The following is a 20,642-nucleotide window of genomic DNA, read 5'->3' as shown; positions in this document are numbered from 1 at the left end:
GTGGTACCTCCGGGGTTCATCGGCTGAGCCTGTTGCGACGGGCCAGCAGCTTCGCCGCGATCGTCAGGATGAGCACGAGGGCGACCAGGGTGAGTGCCGCGGTCCACGCCCGTGCCGGTGCGTACTTCGACGCGTCGCCGGCCTGCTGGTAGACGAAGAGGGACAGCGACGATTGGTTGTTCTCGAAGGGGTTGGTGTTGATCGCGGCGCCACCGCCGGCGACCAGCAGCACCGGCGCGGTCTCACCGGCCGCGCGGGCGATGGCGAGCATGACGCCGGTGACGATGCCGGGCAGCGCCGTCGGCAGCACCACCCGCAGGATGGTCTTCCACTTGGGTACGCCGAGCGCGTACGCGCCCTCGCGCAGTGGCGCCGGTACGAGGCGGAGCATCTCCTCGGTGGACCGGACGATGGTGGGCAGCATGAGCACGCTCAGCGCGAGCGCGGCGGCGAAGCCGGAGAAGCTGGGCCGACCGTCGTTGAACCACGGCGACACGATCAGCACCCAGAACGCCAGCACGAAGAGGCCGGAGACGATCGACGGGATGCCGGTCATCACGTCCACGAAGAACCGGATCGCGAAGGCGAACTTGCCCCGCCCGTACTCGACGATGTAGATCGCGCAGAGAACGCCGAGCGGGACGGTGATCAGTGTGGCGATGCCGACCTGCTCCAGCGTGCCAACGATCGCGTGGTACGCGCCGCCGTTGGCGTCCCGGGCCCCGATGTTGTTCATCGAGGTCTGGAAGAAGTTGACGTCCAGTCGGTCGGCGCCCTTGCTGACCAGCGTCCAGACCACCGACACGAGCGGCAGCACCGCCAGCACGAAGGCGGAGTGGATCAGTGCGCTCCAGGTGCGGTTGCGGGCCGATCGGCGCCCCTCGACCGCGTTGGCGGCGGCGAAGAGCCCGACCAGGTAGAGGATCGCGGCGAGGACGACCACGAGGACCGGGCCGCCGATGCTGGTGCCGTAGACGATCACGGCGGAGAGTGCCAGGGCCGCCACGGCGATGGCCGGGGCGGCGTACCAGGGCAGCCGCTTGGCCCGCAGCGAGTCGGGCTGGGCCGGCGGCCGGGTGCGGTGGGAGGTGGCGGTTGTGGTCATGCGGCCGACTCCGTGAACTCCCGGCGGCGGTAGATGATCGCCCGCGCCGTGATGTTGACGATCAGCGTGATGGTGAACAGCACCAGACCGGAGGCGATGAGCGCGCCCCGGCCGGTCTCGTTCGCCTCGCCGAACGCGTTGGCGATGTTGGCGGCGATGGTGTTGCCGCCGTTCTGGATCAGGTTGAACGAGATGCCGAAGGTGATACCGAGGGTCAGCGCCAGGGCGATGGTCTCGCCGAGCGCCCGGCCGAGGCCGAGCATCATCGCGGCGATGATGCCGGGACGGCCGTAGGGCAGCACCGCGGTGCGGAGCATCTCCCAGCGGGTGGCGCCCAGGGCGAGGGCGGCTTCCTCGTTCGCCGTCGGCGTCTGGAGGAACACCTCGCGGGAGAGCGAGGTGATGATCGGCAGCACCATGATCGCGAGCACCAGGGCACCGAGCATGACGGACGCCCCGAACGGGCCGTCGCCACCGAAGAGCGGGATCCAGCCGAAGTGCTCGTTCAGCCAGACCGAGAAGTCCCGGACGGGGCTGCTGAAGACGTCCCGCCCCCAGAGGCCGAAGACCACGCTCGGTACGGCGGCCAGCAGGTCGACCAGGAAGCCGAGCGCGGTGCCCAACCGGCGCGGCGCGTAGTGCGAGAGGTAGAGCGCGATGCCGAGCGCGACCGGCACCGCGATGAGCAGCGCGAGCGCCGAGCTGAGCACGGTGCCGAAGGCGAGCGCACCGATGCCGAACTTCGGCTCTGTCTCGTTGGGGGACCAGCCCTCGTAGGACCAGAAGTTCTCGGTGTTGGCGCGTAGGGCCGGCACCGCCTTGGCGACCAGGAAGATCGCGATGGCGGCGATGATGACCAGAACTGCGGTGCCGGCGGCCAGGGTGAGGCCGCGGAAGGCCCGCTCGGCGCCGAACCTACGGCTGCGCGGCAGCGCGCCGCCGCCGCCCAGCCCGGTGCCGCCCGGGGAACGGGTGCTGACTGGTGCCTCGGCCACACGCGCCGAGGCACCGGCGGGCCACTCGTGACTCTGCGTCACGCGCGTCCCGCCGGTGCCGGCGTCGGCCGAGCGGTGAGGGGTTTCACCCATCTGCTCGCTCGATTCGGTTGCGGAGGTGTGGAATCGGGTCAGGAGAGGTTCTTGACCGCGGTCTCGACCTTGGTGCGGACCGTCTCCGGCAGCGGGGCGTAGCCCAGCTCGGTGAGAGAGGCCTGGCCCTCGGCGCTGGCGGCGTGGCCCAGCAGGCCCTTGACCAGCTTCAGCTTGTCGGCCGCGAGGCCCTTGCTGCAGACGATCTCGTACGTGGCCAGGACGATCGGGTACGCCCCGGCCTCCTTGGTGTTGTAGTCGATCTTCAGCTTGAGGTCGTCGCCCTGACCCTCGACGGCAGCGCCGGCGATGGTCTTGCCGGCCGCCTCGGCGGTCAGCGCGGCGAACTCGCCGTTGCCGTTGCCGATCTTCGACATCTTCAGACCGGCGTTCTCGGCGAACGACCACTCCATGTAGCCGATGGCGCCGTCCGCGCCCTTGACCTTGCTGGCCACGCCGTCCGAGCCCTTGGCGCCGGTGCCGCCCGGGGCCTTCCACGCCTTGGCGTTGCCCAGGGTCCAGTCGCTCTCAGCGGTCTTCGAGAGGTACTTGGTGAAGTTGTCGGTGGTGCCCGACTCGTCCGAGCGGTGGACGGTCTGGATCGTGGTCGCCGGGAGCTTGGCCTCCGGGTTGTCGGCCTTGATCGTGGCGTCGTCCCACTTGGTGACCTTGCCGGCGAAGATCTTCGCCAGGGTGGCCGGCTTGAGCTGGAGGTTGTCCACACCGCTGACGTTGTAGGCGACGGCCACCGGGCCGATCACCATCGGCAGGTGGATGGCCTTGCCACCGACGCACTTGGCGTCCGCCTGCGGCTGCTCCTCCGGCTTGAGCGCGGAGTCGGAACCGGCGAAGTCGGCGGTCCCGGCGATGAACGCCTGGATGCCGGCGCCCGAGCCCGAAGCCTCGTAGTTGATCGTGGTGCCCTGGCACTTCTGCTGGTACGCCTTGATCCACTCGGCCATGGCGTTCTTCTGCGCCGACGAGCCCTGGGCGTTCAGCGTGCCGGTAGCGCAGTCGACCGCGGCGGCCGAGCCCGAAGCACTCGCGCCGGAGGCGGGCTCGTTGTTGTCCGAGCCGCATGCACTGAGGCCGAGCGTCGCGGCAAGAGCGAGGCAGGCAATAGTGCCGTACCGCTGGAGCTTCACCTGAGGGGTTTCCCTTCGCGTCTGACTTGGCGCCCCGATCCCGGGGCCCGAGGACCGGCACTGACCGGCTGACACGAAAGTTAGAAGTGCCAGGTAGCCGGTTCGCCGGTCGCAAGTGAACGCAAGGTGAACACGTACGGCCCCTGAGGTGACCGCTTGCCGAGGGTGAGTTGTCCGTTAAGTGAACCCGGGTACACCTGTCGGAAGTATGGGTATATTTCCGGTTCGGCGTTATCCCGCCGATGCTCGGCCGTTACCCACCGGTGACGCGGTCGGAGCGACGGCCGCAGCTCAGCCCAGGTGGTAGTTGATGTGCGCGGACCAGCGGGCGAAGCCCAGCCGCTCGTAGAGAGCGACGGCCCCGGCGTTCGAGTCGTCCACGAAGAGCATCACCCGGTCGAGGCCACGCTTGTCCCGCAGGTGTGCCAACCCGGCAGTGGTCAGGGCCCGGCCGAGACCGCCACCGTGCGCGGTCGGCTCCACCCCCAGGACGTACACCTCGCCGATCCGGGCCGACCCCGGCCGCTCGTGCACCTTGGTCCAGTGGAAGCCGAGCAGCCGGCCGGTGGCGGTCTCCTCGGCGAGCAGGAAACCGGCCGGGTCGAACCACGGCTCGGCGAGGCGGACCCGCAGGTCGTCCGACGTCCACCGGCCCTGTTCGGGGTGCTCGGCGAAGGCCCGTGCGTTGAGGGCCAACCAGGCCGCGTCGTCAGCCCCGGGCCGGAACGCGCGCAGCGCCACACCGTCGGGCAGGCGCGGCTCACCCAGCGGGGCGGCCAACGGCCGGCGCAACTGCCAGAGCACCCGGGCGCGGGTGAAGCCGAGGTCGACGGCGAGCGCGGCGGCCGAGGGGTGGTCGCCGTGCGCCCACGCCCGCAGCGGCCCGGTGGCCGAGGCGAGTACGCCCCGGGCGAGCGCCCGCCCGGTGCCCCGCCGCCGGTACGCGGGGTGCACCACGAGCTCCACCCCGATCCCGCCGACCGGGTCGCTGGTGTCCAGGTGTGCGTACCCGGTGAGGGCACCGTCGTCGGCGCGGGCGATCAGATGTACGGCGGGGGCGTCGGGATCGCGCAGCCGCAGCAGGACGTGTTCGTCGAGCGGGTCCGCTCCGTCCGTGTCACCTGCGGCGCTGGCGAGGGCGAGTACGTCGGCGATTTCTGCCGGCGCCAGTTGGTCGCTCCGGGTCACCTGGTCGCTGGTCGGCTCCGCGCTGCTCATCCCGCCACCGTATCCGTTGCCTGTGGTTACGCCCGGAGCGTCGCCGTAAAGCCGCGGCTCACGTCGGGTCGGTGGGGAGTGCCTCCAGCTCGAACCGGGCCGTCAGGTCGGGCAGGATCCGGCGCAGCGCCTCCATCGTGCCCTGCCGGTCCCCACCGGCGTCGTGCAGCAGCACCACCGAGCCCGGTTCGGCCTGGCTCAGCACCGTCGCGGTGATCTTGCTGGCGCCGGGTAGCTCCCAGTCCGACGGATCCACCGACCAATGCAGCGGGGTCATGCCGAGCTGCCGCGCCACCGACACCACCGGGTACGTCCAGGCTCCGCCCGGCTGGCGGTACCAGACGATCGGCGCGTTCGGCACCGCCGCCCGGATCGCCGCGTTGGTGCGCAGGAGGTCGGAGCGGATGGCGTCGGCCGACCGGGCGCCCAGGCCGACGTCGTGGTGCCAGGAGTGGTTGCACAGGGTGTGCCCGGCGTCCACGATCGACTGGACCAGGTCGGGGTGGTTCTGCGCGTTCTCGCCGACCACGCAGAACGTGGCGTGCACGTCGTATTCGCGCAGGAGGGCGAGGACCTGCGGCGTGTAGCGCGGGTCCGGCCCGTCGTCGAAGGTCAGCGCGAGCCGCGGGGTGCCGGTGGTGGCGTGCGCGCCGAACAGGTTGTCGTCTCCGGCGTCCCGTCCGGACCCGTCCTGGCCGGCCTCGGCTGGGCCGGTCTCGGTCGCGCTTGCGCTGGCGCTCGGGGCTCCGTTCGGCTCGCCAACGCTGGGTTGGTCGGCGTAGTGCGGTCCGTCGGCGCTCGTTGTGACACCGGTGGAGTGCCGAGGCGTCTGGTCGGGGACGAGGCTGCGGCCCAGCACGTACGCGGAGCCGAGCAGCCCCGCCACCACAAGCGTCACGATCCCCGCCGCCCGCGCGGTCGAGTTGCCCCGCATCACGACTTCCGCCTGGCTTGCCGGTCACGCCGGCCCGTCGCCCCCGTGTTCAGTGCGCGCACCGTCGCCCCTTTCTCCGACAAACCCGGCAGTCAGAATAGAACTGCCAAGCCGCGCAAAAAGGGCATATGGGAAATCGCCCGGAGTGGTCTCCGGATCAGACAGACACTGGTGTGTGCTCAGCCTCGGGGAGCGACCGCGACGGCGGAACGACGAACTTGTAGCCGACCTGGCGGACGGTGCCGATCATCGACTCGTACTCCGAGCCGAGCTTGGCGCGCAGTCGCCGGACGTGCACGTCGACGGTGCGGGTGCCGCCGAAGTAGTCGTAGCCCCAGACCTCGCGCAGGAGCTGGTCCCGGGTGAACACCCGGCCCGGGTGCTGGGCCAGGAACTTCAGCAGCTCGAACTCCTTGTAGGTGAGGTCGAGCGGACGGCCCTTCAGCTTGGCCGCGTAGGTGTCCGGGTCGATGGTCAACTCGCCGGCCCGGATCGAGCCACCCGCGCCAGCTGTCGCGTTGCTGAGCCGGCCCACCGCCAGCCGCAGCCGTGCCTCGACCTCGGCGGGGCCGGCTGAGGCGAGGATGACGTCGTCGACGCCCCAGTCGGCGTTGAGTGCGATCAGGCCGGCCTCGGTCACCACCGCGACCAACGGCACGCCGAGCCCGGTGGCGTGCAACATCCGGCAGGTCGCCCGGGCCTCGCTCAACTCCGATCGGGCATCCACCATCACCGCGTCCGGGCTGGGGCCCGCGACCAGGGTGCGAACATCACGCGGCGCGGTGCGGACCGAGTGCGGCAGCAGGTCGAGCGCCGGCAGCACAGCCGACGGTTCTCCTGCGCGCGCGGTCACCAGCAGCAGGATCTCCACGATCACCTCCGTCCCGGCGGCGCGAGGCCGCACGCGACCAGTCGCACTCATCAAGGAGTGCGCTGAGAAATTGCGTGGTCCCGGCGTCGCTGACGGGCGGGTAACGCGTTGAGCCTAACCGATCGCCTCGGCCGCGCCGTCGGGCCATTTCCTGTTTGTCTAGCTTGCCCCTGATCGTGGCGCGGATTTTAACGTCGCTGAAACCCGTGACCACCGCGTCGGGCCGCCGGTCTGGCACGATCGGGTCGTGTTTCCCTCCACCTCGCCCGAGGCCGGCCGCGAATCGTGGCCCGCTGGGCCCCAGCCGGGTCCGGCCGTCGCAGCGACGCGCGGCCAACCGCCCGCGCCGCGTACCGGTCCGGCCACCACCGACGGCGACCGCCGCGAACGGGGTGGGCCGCGCCGGGCCCGTCGCGCCGGCGAGCCGGCCCGCCGATCCGAAGACGAGATCGACGAGCCGGAAGAGGAGGTCGTTCCTCCGGTCGCGGTGCACCGTCAACTGGCGCTGACCATCGCCGGCTTCGCCGCGCTGCTCGGTGTCGGCCTGGTGCTCGGCGCGCAGACGTCGGGCCCCGGTCACCGGCTGCCGTTCGCCTTCATCATCTTCGGCGTCCAACTTCTGTTCGTGCTGGCCTGGACGATGGCCATGCGACCGCCCGCGCTGTTGGTGGTCGCCGGGATCAGCGCCGCTGTCGCGGCGTTCGTCGACATCGCCGCGGTGCAGACCGACGTCGCCGGCCTGGCGCCGCTGGGCTACCTGGCCGCCGGTGGGTTCCTCGCCGCGGTGCTCGGTCAGCTGGTCCGTCGGGTCGACCGGGTCCGGGTCACCGACTCCCTCGGCTCCACACTGCTCATCGTGGTCGGGGTGGTGGCCTTCGGCACCCTGATCGTGCTCAGCCGGATCCCGGCCGGCACTCAGGCGATCACCGTCTGCCTGACCGCGAGCGGTGTCGCGCTCACCGTCGCCCGGCTCACCGACGCCGTACTGCCCTGGCCCCGGCTCGCACCGCAGGTGCCCCGGGGCGCGGCCGGCGTGGTGGCCGGCGCGATGGTCGGCACGCTGACCAGCGCCCTGCTCGGCAGCTATCTGGTGGCTCCCTTCACGCCGACCCGGGCCGCCATGATCGGCTTGGTTGCGGCGGTCACCGCCGTCCTCTCCGACCTCGCCGTGGGGTACGCGGAGGCGGGCCGGTTGATGGCCGGCGAACCGCCCACCATGTGGGTGGCCCGGCACATGCAGGGCCCACTCGGCGGCTTTGCCCTGGCGGCGCCCACCGCGTACGCCATGTGCATGCTCTTCCTCTGAGTCGCGGTTGAGCGCTGAGCCGGTCGGGTAACTACTGGTGCGCCGCCCTGCGGCGTCGGTACGAACGACCCGTCGCGGTGCGACGGGCGGAGACAGGAGGCGGCGTGGCGCAGGACTATCCGGTGGACCAGGCGCGACCCCGACGGCGTGGCCGCAAGCTGCTCATCGGGCTGTTCGTGCTGCTCCTGCTGCTGGCGGGGTTGCTGGTGGTCGCCGACCGGGTCGCGGTCGGTGTCGCCGAGCGGATGATCGGCGACCGCGTACAACAGGAGATCGCCAAGCAGGGCGCGCAGTCCGCCGCACCCGAGGTGGAGGTGGGCGGCACTCCGTTCCTCACCCAGGTGCTGGATGGCCGTTACCAGCGGATCACCATCAACCTGCGGGACGTGCAGGCCTCGGTCGAGGGCGACGCCGTTCGGCTGCCGGTGCTCGATGTGACGGCCCGCGACGTTCGGGCCTCGCTGGACACCCTGCGCACCGGCCAGGGTGACATCGTGGCGGACACCGTCAACGGTGCCGGCACGATCAGCTACGAGAGTCTGGCCGCGCTGCTCAACCGCCCGGGTCTCACCCTCGGCGAGCAGAACGGCAAGCTCACCGTCAAGGCCCCGGCCGACATCCTCGGTCAGAAGCTCACCATCAGCGGCACCGCCGACGTCACAGTCGCCGACAACGGCGCTGTCGCCCTGCGGTTCAACGACCTGGACGCCGCGGGTCTGCCGAACCTCCCGCTCGCTCGGGCCTTCCTGAGCAACTACGCCAAGAGCATCTCCATCGACGTTCCCCTGCCGGAGTTGCCGTTCCAGCTAGCGGTCCGGGAGGTCCGTCCACTGCCGGAAGGGCTGGCGGTCACCGCCGACGCCAAGAACGTGCCGATCAACTCCGCTGGCTGACGCCGGAGGCGCTGTGGGACGCCGAGATCCTCGGCGATCCCGACGATTCCCGGATGGTGGTCGGCCCAGTGGCAGCACGGTCACTGGCTGGTAGGCTCCCTGGCCATGGGGACCCACCTCACCAAACGGCGCGCGGTCGACCTGTGTCGCGTGGCCACCTGCCTGTGTCGCCCCGTCATCTGACGGCGGGGCTGTCTCCGGCCGCCTGACGGCGGCCACCGGCACAGGGTTCTCGCACCCTCCGGTTATCCCACCGAACGCCCGGCAGCGGCGCCGTCGCACGAACCCGTGATCCCGTCCTTCCGCTGGGTCCCGCGCGTGGTGCGACAGTTACACACATCGATTCGCGCGCGTTGGCTCACCATCCATCCTCACCAGGGAGTGATTCGATGAGTCGCGACACCGCACTCGTTTCGGCCGAGTGGGCCGAGAAGAACCTCGACGCCCCGGGCGTCGTCTTCGTCGAGGTCGACGAGGACACCTCGGCCTACGAGACCGGCCACATCGCCGGTGCCATCAAGATTGACTGGAGGACCGACCTCCAGGACCAGGTCCGCCGGGACTTCGTCAACAAGACGCAGTTCGAGGCGCTGCTCTCCGGGCGGGGCATCAGCAACGACGACACCGTCATCCTGTACGGCGGCAACAACAACTGGTTCGCCGCGTACGCCTACTGGTACTTCAAGCTCTACGGCCACCGTGACGTGAAGCTGCTCGACGGCGGCCGCAAGAAGTGGGAACTGGACGCCCGCCCGCTCGTCACCGACGCGGTGTCCCGCCCGGCGACCCAGTACGTCGCGCAGGAACCGGACACCTCCATCCGGGCCTTCCGCGACGAGGTCGTCGCCGCGATCGGCACCAAGAACCTTGTCGACGTGCGCAGCCCCGACGAGTTCGCCGGTCGCCTCCTCGCCCCCGCCCACCTGCCGCAGGAGCAGGCGCAGCGGGCCGGCCACATCCCCACCGCTATCAGCGTGCCGTGGTCCAAGGCGGCCAACGAGGACGGCACCTTCCGGTCCGACGACGAGCTGCGCAGGATCTACGGCGACGCGGGGCTCGACGACGGCAAGGAGACCATCGCGTACTGCCGGATCGGTGAGCGCTCGTCGCACACCTGGTTCGTGCTCCAGGAGCTGCTGGGTCACCGCAACGTCAAGAACTACGACGGCTCCTGGACCGAGTACGGCTCGCTGGTCGGTGTGCCGGTCGCGCTCGGCGACGAACCCGGGGAGGCGTGATCATGACTCTTCCCACCGCCGCGGGTTGCGCCGCACCGGACCAGGCCGCGCCGCTACCGGCCAGCCTGGACCTGGAGAAGGAAACCGTCATCACCGGCATCGTCCGGTCCGCCGAGGCCGAGCCGGTGCCGGGCGCGTACGTCCGGCTGCTCGACTCGACCGGTGAGTTCACCGCCGAGGTGGTCACCTCGGCCGCCGGGCAGTTCCGGTTCTTCGCCGCGCCGGGTTCCTGGACGCTGCGGGCGTTGTCCCGGCACGGCAACGGCGACACCGCTGTCACTGCCGGCCGAGGCGTCAACGAGGTGGCCGTCACCGTCGCCTGACCCACTGCTCTGATCGACCGGGGCCGGTCACCCTCCCGGGGGTGGCTGGCCCCGGTCGTTTCTTCGCAGCGTGCCGGAGCGGGTGCCGAAATCCATCGGCGTGCGTCACTATCTACTGGTGAATTTCAGGGATGAAAGCGGCGGGTCCGACGAAGCGGTCCCCATCGTCCTCTGCGTGGGCACTGACATGTCGCTGCGGGAGCGGGTGCTGAGCCAACTCGACGGGCACGCCCCGGTGCTCAGCTGTTCCGATCTGACCGAGCTGCGCGAGCTGTTGTCGTCGCCGACGGGTCCGGTGCCGGTCAGTCCCACGGTCCTTCCGCTCGCCGGGGCGCGGGGCCTGGTGAAGTGGGGTGAACTGGTCGTCGACCGGGCCGGACACCGGGTCACCTGGCGCGGGGAGGTGCTCCCGCTGACCCCCACCGAACGGGAGTTGCTCACCCTCCTCATCGGCCCACCGCTGGTGGTGTGGAGCTACGAACGCCTCTGCGCCTCTGCGTTGGGTGGCGCGGAGACCGCGGCGCTGCAATCCACAGTCAGGCGGCTTCGTCGCAGGCTGCGGGGCCTGCCGGGCGGACCGCAGGTGCACACGGTGCGGGGCGTCGGCTACCGGCTCGACCCGCCGCCCCGGCTCAACGACCACTGACCCGCAGTCGCTCCGTCGGGCCGACCGCCTCCGCCGCCGGCCCGGCGGCGGGCACGTGACACCATTGCCGGGTGAGCGGTGCTGTGCAGACGGGTTGGGCCTCTTCGGCCGGCCCCGCCGCGCCGACACCGGCCCGGTCGCGGCGGCGTTGGCTGCTGGCGGTGACAGTGGCCTGGGCGGTGCTGCTGGCCGGGCTCACCTGGACATCGGTGCGGGACGACCCGCCGACCGTGCGTGAACAGCGTTCCCTCGATCAGGCCGGCCCGGTTGTCGACCGGGCGGTCGGCGAGTTGGCTCGCGCGGCCGGTGCGGGCGGTCTGCTGGAACTGAGCCCGGCACGGGTCGCGTCCGGCTGCCGGGTCACCCCGTTCGCCGACGGGGCGAGGTTGCGGCGCGAGGTCGGGGTGCTCGCTGCCGCCGGTGACGAGAAGGCAGTGCTGGCCGGCATCGCCGAGCGGCTGCCGGCGAGCTGGCGGGCCGGGGTCGGGCCCGGGGTGGACGGTCCCGAGCTGCGCGCCGACGCCGGAGAGTTCGTGGCCGTCGAGGGCCGGCCGACAGTCGATGGCCGGGTGCGACTGGTCGTCGACACCGGTTGCCGGCCGGTCGGCGCCGGCTACACGTCGGCTCCGGCCACCGCCGCCGGCCCGGAGACCGCCGCGCTGACCGCCGCACTGAGGGCCCTTGACCGGCCGGGCGAGGCCGCGCCGGAGCTGGTCACCGCGCCCTGCCCGGGCGGCGGGCTCGCCCGTACCTCGTGGTCCGCGAACGGTCCCGGCCCGGCGGCCTCGACTGCCGCGCTCGCCCCGCTGGCCGGCAACGCCCCACTGCTTGACCAACCCCCGGTGTACGCGTACCGCAGCGGTGCCGTCACGGTGCTGGCCGAGATCGGCCCGGACGCCACCCGACTGACAGCCACCGTCGGCTGCCCGAGCTGAGCCGGGCCGCCCGCGCGGGTCAGCCGCCGTCCGGCTGGTCCTCCGGGTCCCGGCTGCGGCCCAACGCGTCGACCATGCCCCACCGGCCGGGGATGTCCAGCAGCTCGACCCGGCCCATCCCCGGTGGCACCGCCGGATCGATGATCAGGTGTTCGCCCTGCGGCTCCAACCCCAGCATCACCCGCAGCAGCAGCAGCGGGGTGCCTGTCGACCAGGCCTGCGGGCTGCACGCGGTCGGGTACTCCACCGGGTAGTCGGTGAGGTCGCGGGCGTAGCCGGCGAACGCCTCCGGCAGCCGACCCTCGAAGTACTGGGACGCGGCCAGCATGGTGTCGCAGATCAGCCCGGCCTCCTCCCGGAAGCCGTACCGCCACAACCCCCAGGCGATGATCGAGTTGTCGAACGGCCAGACGGTGCCCACGTGGTAGCCGATCGGGTTGTACCGCCCCTCGTCCGCGGCGAGCGTCCGCACCCCCCAGCCGGAGAACAGTCGTGGCCCGATGAGGTGCTCGACCACCTTGCCGGCGCGCGACTCGTCCACGATGCCGCTCCACAGCAGGTGCCCGATGTTCGAGGTCAGCGCGTCCACCTGCCGGCCGTCGGCGTCCAACGCGAGCGCGTAGTACCCGCGGTCGGCGATCCAGAAGTCTCTGTCGAACCGCCGTTTGAGGTCGGCGGCCTGCCGCTCCAACTCGTCGGCGAACTCCGGATCGTTCCAGAAGGTCCGGGCCAGCCGGGCGGCCCGGATCTTCGCGTCGTACGCGTAGCCCTGCAACTCGCAGGTGGCCCGGGGAAAGCCGGGCAGCTCACCGTCGGCGTACGAGATGGCGTCCCAGGAGTCCTTCCAGCACTGGTTCTGCAGGCCGGTCTCCGGGTTGCGGGTCTGGTACCAGAGGTAGCCGGTGCCGAGCAGGTCACCGTAGGTGTCGATCCATTCCAGCGCCCTGCGGACCTGCGACTCCAGCTTGCGGACGAGTGCCGCGTCACCGGTCCACAGCTCGTACTCGTCGATCAGGATGATGAACAGGGGCGTCGAGTCGGCCGACCCGTAGTACGGCGAGTGTGGCTGCTCCTCGAAGCCGGCGGTCTCCCCGTACCGCAGCTCGTGCAGGATCTTGCCGGGTTCCTCGTCCCGGAAGTCGTCCACCCGCTGCCCCTGAAGTCCGGCCAGCATCAGGATGGTCGGCGGGACCAGCTCCGGCAGGAACGGCAGCACCTGCAACGAGGTGATGATGCTGTCCCTGCCGAACAGGGTCATGAACCAGGGGAGCCCTGCGGCGATCAGCCGTACGCCCAGGGCGATCGACTCGTAGCGCAGCGCGGCCAGGTCGTTGAGGCTGCGCCGGTACGCCCCGGCCAGCGGCTCGCAGTCGCAGCCGAGCTTCGGCGCCCTGTCGATCAGCTCCTGCTGCTCGGCCCGGATGACGTCCGCGCTGCGGCTGCCGCCGTACGGGAGGGTGGCCCGGATGTCCTCGCCCCGGGCCCCGTAGACGACGCTTGACACGTGCAGCCTGGTGGTCCAGCTGTCGTTGCGGGCCACCCGGATCCGGAAGGTCATCCCGGTCTCGTCGACCTGCGCCGGAGCGGTGCTGCTGACCACCATCTCCCGGTGGAACGCCTCCCGTCGGTAGGTCAGCCGCAGCTCGTTCTCGGCGACCGTGACAGTGGTCCGGCCCCGCTTCTGCCGAGAGTTCTTGATCTCGAACAGGTCGGCGAAGTCGGCCCCGACCTCGATCCGGAGGGTGCACTCGACCTCCGCGCCGAGGTGGTTCAGCACTGTCAGCTCCTCCTCGAAGCTGCCCACTATCGCCCGGCTGCGGATCACCGACGCCTTGGCGTCCAGATAGTGCGTGGGCTCACCGGGGGCGAGGAAGAACTTGGTGCGGTACGACTGGGCATCGTCGACGGAGAGGGCGTGCAGCCGCTGCCCGTCCAGGGTGAGCACCCAGGTGGACAGGAAGCGGGTGTCGAAGGAGAACAGCCCGGTGGGGAAGTCGTAGGACGGTTCGATGTCCCCACGCCGGTCGCTGACCAGGAAGGTGTTGCCGTCCAGAATGCTGACGAGGTCCTTCACCGCAGTCGCCCGGCTGCTCGGCGGGCCGTTTCGCGGGGGTCGCGGGTGCCGGGCGGGTCCGGGAAGAACCGGCGGAAGGCGAGGAAGAGCACCACGTTCCCGCTGAACGTGCTCTCGTTGCGCAGCACTGCGGCGACCCCCTGGGCCTCGCCGCTGATCAGCCGGTCGAAGAGGGCGGCGCTGCTGTACCAGATCGCGTCGGCCGGGCCACGCCCCCGGCTGACCTGCACCGACCCGGGCCGCATCCGGACCCGCCAGTGTTCGGTGCGGTGGTCCTCGCCGAGGTCGATCTGGAGGGTGCCGTCGGCCAGGCCGCCCAGAACCTCGGCGGCGCGCGACGGCAGTGCCTCGAAGAACCTCTCCGCCGCCTCGGTCACATCCGAATCGTAGGCAGCCGTCCGAGATGTCGGGTCGGTATCGGCACTCCGCTCGGATCGACCCACCGCAGCCGTGCGGTCAGTAGACGAGTGCCTGCGCGCCCTCGGCCATGGCCTCCTCGACGAAGACCGCGGCACCGGCGATCCGGACCCCGGGGAGTACGTCGTCCGGGCCGATCTCCCGTCGGGCCGCGCACTGCGTGCAGGCGGTCACCCGGCCGCTGGTCAGGATGACGTGCAACAACTCGGCAAGGGGTGCCGAGTGCGGCAGGTCGAACTGCTGGGCGCGACCGGGCAGCGCGAACCAGGTGGACTCACCGGTCAGCCAGAGCGAGACGTCCACCCCTGCCGCTACCGCCGTCGCGGCGACTGTGAATGCCTGCGCGCACCGCTCCGGGGCGTCCGCCCCTGCGGTGGCCTTGACGACGAGAGTGCGGGCCATGTGACCCAGCATAGGATGGCCGGGATGGTTACCGAGATCGGGTTTGTCAGCCTGCTTGTCGCTGGCCTGGGCGGGCTCGCCGGTGGCCTGGTCTACCTTGCCGTACGCATTTCGAGAGGACGCTGGTGAGCGCGAGGAGTGAGCCGGGTCTGCGAGCCCCGCAGTCGCGAACGGAGATGGCCCAGTGAGCGAGAACCCGCTGCAGCCGCCGTGGCTGAACGCGCCGCCGGTCGAGGAGTACCCGTTCGAGGAGAGCCACGACCTGCGGGTCGGGCCGAAGCTGCACCCCGCGCTGGATGCCCTGCTGCCGTACATCGGTCTGTGGCGCGGTCGGGGCAAGGGCGGTTTCCCCACCATCGAGGATTTCGACTACGCGCAGGAGATCCGGATCAGCCATGACGGCCGGCCGTTCCTGCACTACGAGTCGCGTGCCTGGATCCTCGACGAGCAGAGCAAGCCGGTCCGTCCGGCCGGCCGCGAGGTGGGCTGGTGGCGACCGGTGCTGGTGGATGGGCGGGCGACCGACGAGCTGGAGGCGTTGCTGACCACCCCGACCGGGGTGATGGAGCTGCACCTGGGCAAGCGCACCGGCACGCAGCTCGAGTTCGCCACCGACGCGGTGATCCGGACTCCGACCGCCAAGGAGGTCACCGGCGGGCACCGGCTCTTCGGCATCGTCGAGGGCGCGCTGCTCTACGCCCAGGAGATGGCCGCCATGGGGCACGGGCTCAGTCCGCACCTCTCCGCCCGACTCGTCCGGGTCGGCGGCTGACGCTCAGTCGACGGGGAAGCCCAGCAGGGCCTGTAGGGCGGGGGTACGCGGGCAGCGAGCCCGTCGTACCCCGTCCAGCGTGTGCACCTCGGCGGCGCCGCGCAGTGACGAGGTGAACCACACGCCGTCCGCCGCGTGCAGGTCGGCCGGGCTGACCATCCGTTCGGTGGCGCTCAGGCCCAGGTCGCTCGCGTGGGCGAGCAGCCAGGCCGCTGTGGTGCCGGCGAGGATGCCGGTGCTGGCGGCCGGCACCGCGCAGAGCGTGTGGTTGGTGAGCCACACCACATTGGCTGTGGGGCCCTCCAGCGCGTACCCGTCGGAGGAGACCCAGAGCACGTCGTCGACGCCCTTCCGGCGGGCCCAGCGGCGGGCGGCGCTGTTCACCGCGTACGACGTGGACTTGATGCCGGCCGGCAGCCAGGTGAGCCCGCTGCGGGCGGCGGCGGGCAGCCCCAGCGGCAGGGTGGCCACACTGATGCCGTCCCGCCGGGCGGCCCGGGAGACCGCTGGCACCGGGGCCAGCGTGGCGTAGATCGTGGGCGGACCGCCGGCCTCCGGGCCGCGGGTGCAGACCAACCTGAGTGCCCCCTCCACAGCCGCTGGCCAGCCTGTCCGCACCTGGTCCAGCAGGTCGATCAGCGCGGTGGTGGGGGGCAGGGGTAGCTCGACGGCGGTGGCCGCCGTGGCCAGGCGGGCCAGGTGTTCGTCGCGCAGCCACGGCTGGCCGTCGCGCAGGTGCATGGTCTCGAAGAGGCCGTCGCCGTGCAGCACGCCGAGGTCGTCACCGCGCAGCACCGGGTCGTCGGGCGGCACCGGGCCACGCCCCAGGACGGCGATCCGCGCGGTCGGGTCGGCCGGGTTCTTCTCGACGGACGACCTCACCATGACCGTCGAGCGTAGCGGTGATCGATCGCCGGGCGGGGAACAGCCTGCTGGCCGAACTATGATCGGACGGTGTCCGAATCCTCCCTCGCGGAAATGCTGCGGTCCCGTGGGCTGCGGCTGACGGCCCAGCGGCAGCTCGTCCTCCAGGCGGTGCTCGATCTGGGCCACGCCACCCCGGAGCAGGTGCACACCGCGGTCCGGGAGGTCGCCGCCGGCGTCAACATCACCACCATCTACCGCACGCTTGAGCTGCTGGAACGGCTCGGTCTGGTCACCCACACGCACCTGTCGCACGGCTCACCGACCTATCACGCCGCCGGTGAACACCAACACGTCCACCTGGTCTGCCGGGAGTGTGGCGCGATCGACGAGATCGATCCGGAGCTGCTCCGCCCCCTCGCCGACCAGTTGGCCGCGCAGCGCGGGTTCCGGGTGGACATCGGGCACGTGTCACTCTTCGGCGTCTGCGTACGCTGCGAGAACGGGGACGAAAAATGATCGACATCGCGGGCGCGGTGGCCGTCGAGAGCATCGACGAGGCCAGCCGTGACCAGCCGGATCCGGCGCACGTCGCGGCCGGGGTGCGAGGGGTGGCCGCGCACTACGGCGACCCGCTGCGCGAGCAGCGCACCCTCGACACCGCTGTGGGTCTGGTCGACCGGTCGCACCGAGGGATCATCGCGGTGCCCGGGGAAGAGCGGGCCAGTTGGCTGCACACTGTCACCTCGCAGCACCTGAACGCGCTGGCCGCCGGTGAGGGCACCGAGTTGCTGGTGCTGTCGCCGCACGGCCACGTCGAGCAGCACGCCATGGTCGCCGAGGACGGCGAGACCGCCTGGCTCGACACCGAGCCCGGCGCGACCCAGGGCCTGCTGACCTACCTGGAGAAGATGCGGTTCTTCAGCAAGGTCGAACCACGCGACGCGACGGCCGAGCGCGCGCTGTTGTCGCTGGTCGGGCCGGAGGCCATGGAGGCGCTCGGCACGCTCGGCGTGACCGGGCTCGCCGCACCGGACGTGGTCGCCGTGCCGGGTCCGAAGTTCCCGCACGGTGCCGTGCCACCGCGGGCGAGCGCCCGGTACGACGTACGGCCGCTGCCGATCGGCGGCTGGGCCCGACGTGGCCCGCTCGGGGTGGACCTGCTGGTGCCCCGGTCGGCGATGGACCAGGTGGTGGCGGAGCTGCGCGGCGCCGGGGTGCCGGTCGCCGGGCTGTGGGCGTACGAGGCGATCCGGGTGGCCGCCCGGCAGCCCCGGGTCGGGGTGGACACCGACCACCGGACCATTCCGGCCGAGGTCGACCTGATCGCCCCGGCGGTGCACCTGGACAAGGGTTGCTACCGGGGGCAGGAGACGGTGGCGCGGGTGCACAACATGGGCCGACCGCCGCGTCGCCTCGTACTGCTGCATCTGGACGGGGTGACCACCGATCAGCCGCCGGTGGCCGGTACGCCGGTGACGCTCGACGGCCGGGCGGTCGGCTTCGTCGGCACCGCCGTGCTGCACCACGAGCTGGGCCAGGTCGCTCTCGCCGTGCTGAAGCGGAACGTCCCGGACGACGCCGCGTTGCTGATCGGTGAGACCGCGGCGGCGATCGACCCGTCCTGAGCGGGCCGTCTAGGATCGCCGGCATGACGACAGGGACGTTGATCACGGTGGCCCCGACCGGCGCTGAGTCGGCCAAGGCGGAGGTGCCGGCGCTGCCGGTGACCCTCGACGAGTTGCTGCTCACCGCCAAGGAGTGCGAGGCGCTCGGCGCCGCCGTGATCCACGTCCACATCCGCGACGACGAGGCCCGGCCGACGCTCGACCCGGTGCGGCTGGCCGACACCGTGGCGGCGCTGCGGGAGAGCACCGACCTGATCGTGCAGCTCTCCTCCGGTGGCGCGGTGACCGACCCGGAGGCGGCCCGGCTCGCCGTGCTCGACGCCCGTCCGGACATGGCCTCCTGCACCATGGGCACCGTCAACTTCGGCGACGATGTCTTCCTCAACCGTTGGGAGTTCATCGTCGACCTGCACACCCGGATGCAGGAACGCGGAATCGTGCCGGAGTACGAGATCTTCGACCTCGGTCACCTGTCCGCGTTGCAGCGGTTGCTCGGTAAGTACGGGCTGCCGGCCGGCGGGCACGTGCACGTCGACTTCGTGATGGGTGTGCCGGGCGGGATGCCGGGCACCACCGAGACCCTTGTCGCGGCCCACCGGATGCTGCGCGACCTGCCCGAGGGCACCACCTTCTCGGCCACCGGCGTCGGCCGGAGCACCATCGCGGTGCTGCTGGCCTCGCTGTCGACCGGCGGGCACCTGCGGGTCGGCATGGAGGACACCGTGACGTACGCGAAGGGACGCCCGGTGGAGTCCAACATGCAGTTGGTCGCCCGCGCTGTGGGTTTCGCCCAGCTCGCTCAGCGCCCGCCGCTGACCACCACCGAGGCCCGCGAACTGCTCGGGCTGTAAGGCCGGGTCTGTCCCGCGCCCCTGTCACCCGGGCGGTGGACCTCCTGGTCACCCCGCTGCCGGGCACCCCCGGACCGTCGGTACCGTCCAGCGCGTGACGAAGACGTACGAGGGCGGCGCGCCGCTCGCCGAGGTGGTCCGGTCCGGGTTCGTGGAGGGTGCGCACCGCGGCTCGGTGGTGGTGCTGGACGCCGCCGGTGTCGCTGTGGCGTCCGCCGGCGACGTGACCTCGCCGATCTTCCCCAGGTCGGCCAGCAAGCCGATGCAGGCGATCGGGATGCTCCGGGCCGGCCTGGCCCTTACCGACCCGGCCGACGTGGCGCTGGTCTCGGCGAGCCACGCCGGCGAGGAATTCCACCTGGCCCGGGTCGGTGCGCTGTTGGAGCGCGCCGGGTTGGACGCGTCGGCGCTGCACTGCCCGCCCGATTTGCCGGTGGGGGCCGCGGCCCGGGAGGCGGTGCTTCGGGCCGGTGGCGGCCCGAGCCGGGTGCAGATGAACTGCTCCGGTAAGCACAGCGGGATGCTGTTGACCTGTGAGGCCGCCGGTTGGTCCCGGGAGGGCTACTGGCGGCCGGAGCACCCGCTTCAGCAGCGGCTGCGGGCCGCCATCGAGGAGTTCACCGGCGAGCAGGCGGCGGCGGTGGGGGTCGACGGTTGCGGCGCCCCGGTCCTCGCGGTGTCGCTGGCCGGTCTGGCCGGGGCGTACCTGCGGCTGGTCGACGCCGAGCCCGGCTCGGTGCCGCGCACGGTGGCCGACGCGATGCGGGCGCACCCGGAGATCGTGGGTGGCACCCAGGCCGACGACACCCGTCTGATGCGCGGTGTCCCGGGACTGCTGGCCAAGGTCGGTGCCGAGGGTGTGATCGCCGTGGCGCTGCCGGGCGTCGGCGCCGTCGCACTGAAGATCGACGACGGCGCCGACCGGGCCCGGATGCCGGTGCTGGTCTCCGCGCTGCGCCGGCTCGGCGTGGACGCTCCGGTGTTGACCGAGTACGCCGAGGCGCCGCTCTTCGGTGGCGGGGTCCCGGTCGGGGCGGTTCGCCCGCTCTGGTGAGACCAGCGGCGGTGGTGGCTAGCCCAGGAAGTCGAGCAGCGCGGCGTTGACCGGCTCCGGACGCTCCAGCGGCAGTAGGTGCGCGGCGTCCGGCACGTCCGGCAGTCGTACCGCGCCGGGGACCTCGGCGGCGATCCGGTCGGCGAGCCGACTGATGTCCGGCACGTCCGCGGCGCCGGCGGTGACCAGGACGGGGATCTTCAGCTCACCGAGGCGACCGATCGCCGGTGGCGTCAGCTCTCCCACCTCGACCGCGCCGAGCGCCAGCTCTGCGGCGAGGGCACGCTGGTCCATCTCCTGCGCGAACGCGATCAGCTCGGTGTCGACGTCCTCCGGCTGGCGTCGCGGGCCGACCACCCAGAACCGCACCTCACCGGCCGCGCCGGCGACGAAGTCGTCCGGGTCGACCTCGCCGACCAGGTCGTCCCAGAGGTCGTTCGCCTCGTCGGACCACTCGTTGCCGGAGACCGCCGTGTCGAACAGCGCGAGCGCGCTCACCCGGTCGGGGTGGGCCAGCGCGGTGTCGATGGCGACCGCCCCGCCGAAGGAGCAGCCGACCAGGGCGGCCCGGGGCAGGTCGAGCGCGTCCAGCAGCCCGGCCACGTCGTCGTGGTGCGTGAACGGGGTCGGCGGGAGCTCCGAGTCGCCGTAGCCGCGCAGGTCCGGGACGATCACCCGGTGTCGGGCGGCGAGCGCTGCCACCTGCCCGCGCCACATCCGCCGGTCGGCGATTCCGGCGTGCAGCAGGACGACTGGCGAACCGGTGCCGGCCTCGTCGTACGCGATGCTTGCTCCATTGACTGTGATCTTGTGCACGGACGGACCGTACGGAGCGGCCGGGCGGCACGCAAACGGGATCCTGAGACCTTGCTAACTAT

The 20,642-nt window shown here is 71.6% G+C and carries 24 protein-coding genes; 13 read left to right on the top strand and 11 right to left on the bottom strand.

Features of this window, described 5'->3' with window-relative positions; genetic code table 11:
- Window positions 1–16 precede the first annotated feature (16 nt).
- The 6 genes from pstA to MED01_RS02955 all read right to left on the bottom strand — a co-directional run bounded on the left by pstA (window position 17) and on the right by MED01_RS02955 (window position 6,367).
- A complete protein-coding gene (pstA, locus tag MED01_RS02980; protein WP_238666995.1) occupies window positions 17–1,105 on the bottom strand; it encodes a phosphate ABC transporter permease PstA in 1,089 nt (362 codons plus the stop codon).
- The gene (gene pstC / locus MED01_RS02975; protein ID WP_238666994.1) at window positions 1,102–2,193 is read right to left on the bottom strand and encodes a phosphate ABC transporter permease subunit PstC; all 1,092 of its coding nucleotides are present in this window, start codon (window positions 2,191–2,193) and stop codon (window positions 1,102–1,104) included. Before pstC ends, pstA begins: the two co-directional genes overlap by 4 nt.
- A 38-nt stretch (window positions 2,194–2,231) precedes the next feature.
- Complete coding sequence (gene pstS, locus MED01_RS02970; protein ID WP_238666993.1) at window positions 2,232–3,338, bottom strand: phosphate ABC transporter substrate-binding protein PstS; 1,107 nt, start codon at window positions 3,336–3,338, stop codon at window positions 2,232–2,234.
- A 291-nt stretch (window positions 3,339–3,629) separates the two neighbouring features.
- Window positions 3,630–4,556 (bottom strand): mycothiol synthase, encoded by a 927-nt coding sequence (gene mshD, locus MED01_RS02965; RefSeq protein ID WP_238666992.1) that lies wholly within the window; start codon window positions 4,554–4,556, stop codon window positions 3,630–3,632.
- Between the two features lie 58 nt (window positions 4,557–4,614).
- Entirely contained in the window at window positions 4,615–5,490 is an 876-nt protein-coding gene (locus MED01_RS02960; protein ID WP_238666991.1) for a polysaccharide deacetylase family protein, read from the bottom strand.
- A gap of 157 nt (window positions 5,491–5,647) precedes the next feature.
- Window positions 5,648–6,367: a winged helix-turn-helix transcriptional regulator gene (locus MED01_RS02955; RefSeq protein WP_238667165.1), complete on the bottom strand. Its 720-nt coding sequence runs from the start codon at window positions 6,365–6,367 to the stop codon at window positions 5,648–5,650.
- Between the two features lie 241 nt (window positions 6,368–6,608).
- Here MED01_RS02955 and MED01_RS02950 point away from each other — a divergent pair, with 241 nt between their 5' ends.
- The 7 genes from MED01_RS02950 (at window position 6,609) to MED01_RS02925 (ending at window position 11,702) form a co-directional block, all read left to right on the top strand.
- The gene (locus MED01_RS02950; RefSeq protein WP_238666990.1) at window positions 6,609–7,667 is read left to right on the top strand and encodes a hypothetical protein; all 1,059 of its coding nucleotides are present in this window, start codon (window positions 6,609–6,611) and stop codon (window positions 7,665–7,667) included.
- A gap of 104 nt (window positions 7,668–7,771) precedes the next feature.
- A complete protein-coding gene (locus MED01_RS02945) occupies window positions 7,772–8,560 on the top strand; it encodes an LmeA family phospholipid-binding protein (RefSeq protein WP_238666989.1) in 789 nt (262 codons plus the stop codon).
- 105 nt (window positions 8,561–8,665) lie between these two features.
- Window positions 8,666–8,743 (top strand): Ms5788A family Cys-rich leader peptide, encoded by a 78-nt coding sequence (locus tag MED01_RS36285; RefSeq protein ID WP_310503780.1) that lies wholly within the window; start codon window positions 8,666–8,668, stop codon window positions 8,741–8,743.
- A 206-nt stretch (window positions 8,744–8,949) separates the two neighbouring features.
- Window positions 8,950–9,798: a sulfurtransferase gene (locus tag MED01_RS02940; protein ID WP_238666988.1), complete on the top strand. Its 849-nt coding sequence runs from the start codon at window positions 8,950–8,952 to the stop codon at window positions 9,796–9,798.
- Between the two features lie 2 nt (window positions 9,799–9,800).
- Window positions 9,801–10,121 carry a DUF1416 domain-containing protein gene (locus MED01_RS02935; RefSeq protein ID WP_091402852.1) on the top strand — a complete coding sequence of 107 codons (321 nt, stop codon included), beginning with the start codon at window positions 9,801–9,803 and terminating at the stop codon, window positions 10,119–10,121.
- Between the two features lie 187 nt (window positions 10,122–10,308).
- On the top strand, window positions 10,309–10,767 hold the full coding sequence (locus MED01_RS02930; protein ID WP_238667164.1) for a winged helix-turn-helix domain-containing protein: 459 nt from the start codon (window positions 10,309–10,311) through the stop codon (window positions 10,765–10,767).
- A gap of 71 nt (window positions 10,768–10,838) precedes the next feature.
- The gene (locus MED01_RS02925) at window positions 10,839–11,702 is read left to right on the top strand and encodes a hypothetical protein (protein ID WP_238666987.1); all 864 of its coding nucleotides are present in this window, start codon (window positions 10,839–10,841) and stop codon (window positions 11,700–11,702) included.
- 19 nt (window positions 11,703–11,721) lie between these two features.
- Here the strand turns inward: MED01_RS02925 and MED01_RS02920 are convergent, their stop codons facing one another.
- The 3 genes from MED01_RS02920 to MED01_RS02910 form a co-directional block, all read right to left on the bottom strand.
- A complete protein-coding gene (locus MED01_RS02920) occupies window positions 11,722–13,776 on the bottom strand; it encodes an amylo-alpha-1,6-glucosidase (protein ID WP_238666986.1) in 2,055 nt (684 codons plus the stop codon).
- Entirely contained in the window at window positions 13,773–14,153 is a 381-nt protein-coding gene (locus MED01_RS02915; protein ID WP_238666985.1) for an SCP2 sterol-binding domain-containing protein, read from the bottom strand. The genes MED01_RS02920 and MED01_RS02915 overlap by 4 nt, the downstream gene beginning before the upstream one ends.
- 79 nt (window positions 14,154–14,232) lie before the next feature.
- Window positions 14,233–14,607: a DsrE family protein gene (locus MED01_RS02910; protein WP_238666984.1), complete on the bottom strand. Its 375-nt coding sequence runs from the start codon at window positions 14,605–14,607 to the stop codon at window positions 14,233–14,235.
- Between the two features lie 12 nt (window positions 14,608–14,619).
- Here MED01_RS02910 and mtfM point away from each other — a divergent pair, with 12 nt between their 5' ends.
- Both mtfM and MED01_RS02905 read left to right on the top strand, forming a co-directional pair.
- Window positions 14,620–14,724 carry a small membrane protein MtfM gene (mtfM, locus tag MED01_RS35585; RefSeq protein ID WP_030327764.1) on the top strand — a complete coding sequence of 35 codons (105 nt, stop codon included), beginning with the start codon at window positions 14,620–14,622 and terminating at the stop codon, window positions 14,722–14,724.
- A gap of 55 nt (window positions 14,725–14,779) precedes the next feature.
- The gene (locus MED01_RS02905) at window positions 14,780–15,367 is read left to right on the top strand and encodes a heme-binding beta-barrel domain-containing protein (RefSeq protein ID WP_091402847.1); all 588 of its coding nucleotides are present in this window, start codon (window positions 14,780–14,782) and stop codon (window positions 15,365–15,367) included.
- Window positions 15,368–15,370: 3 nt separating this feature from the next.
- Here the strand turns inward: MED01_RS02905 and MED01_RS02900 are convergent, their stop codons facing one another.
- Window positions 15,371–16,252 carry an aminotransferase class IV gene (locus tag MED01_RS02900; RefSeq protein WP_238666983.1) on the bottom strand — a complete coding sequence of 294 codons (882 nt, stop codon included), beginning with the start codon at window positions 16,250–16,252 and terminating at the stop codon, window positions 15,371–15,373.
- A gap of 69 nt (window positions 16,253–16,321) precedes the next feature.
- Here MED01_RS02900 and MED01_RS02895 point away from each other — a divergent pair, with 69 nt between their 5' ends.
- From MED01_RS02895 to MED01_RS02880, 4 genes are all read left to right on the top strand, one after another.
- On the top strand, window positions 16,322–16,750 hold the full coding sequence (locus MED01_RS02895; protein WP_238666982.1) for a Fur family transcriptional regulator: 429 nt from the start codon (window positions 16,322–16,324) through the stop codon (window positions 16,748–16,750).
- Entirely contained in the window at window positions 16,747–17,859 is a 1,113-nt protein-coding gene (ygfZ, locus tag MED01_RS02890) for a CAF17-like 4Fe-4S cluster assembly/insertion protein YgfZ (protein WP_238666981.1), read from the top strand. Before MED01_RS02895 ends, ygfZ begins: the two co-directional genes overlap by 4 nt.
- Window positions 17,860–17,882: 23 nt before the next feature.
- Complete coding sequence (locus MED01_RS02885; RefSeq protein ID WP_210782456.1) at window positions 17,883–18,710, top strand: beta-keto acid cleavage family enzyme; 828 nt, start codon at window positions 17,883–17,885, stop codon at window positions 18,708–18,710.
- A 94-nt stretch (window positions 18,711–18,804) separates the two neighbouring features.
- Complete coding sequence (locus MED01_RS02880) at window positions 18,805–19,764, top strand: asparaginase (protein WP_238666980.1); 960 nt, start codon at window positions 18,805–18,807, stop codon at window positions 19,762–19,764.
- 18 nt (window positions 19,765–19,782) lie between these two features.
- Here MED01_RS02880 and MED01_RS02875 read toward each other — a convergent pair whose 3' ends face one another.
- A complete protein-coding gene (locus MED01_RS02875) occupies window positions 19,783–20,580 on the bottom strand; it encodes an alpha/beta fold hydrolase (RefSeq protein WP_238666979.1) in 798 nt (265 codons plus the stop codon).
- Window positions 20,581–20,642: the final 62 nt, after the last annotated feature.

The organism is Micromonospora alfalfae (assembly GCF_022230925.1).
Lineage (GTDB): Bacteria > Actinomycetota > Actinomycetes > Mycobacteriales > Micromonosporaceae > Micromonospora > Micromonospora alfalfae.
The sequence above is the reverse complement of the archived record's forward strand: the minus strand, read 5'-3'. Positions and strand labels throughout refer to the sequence as shown.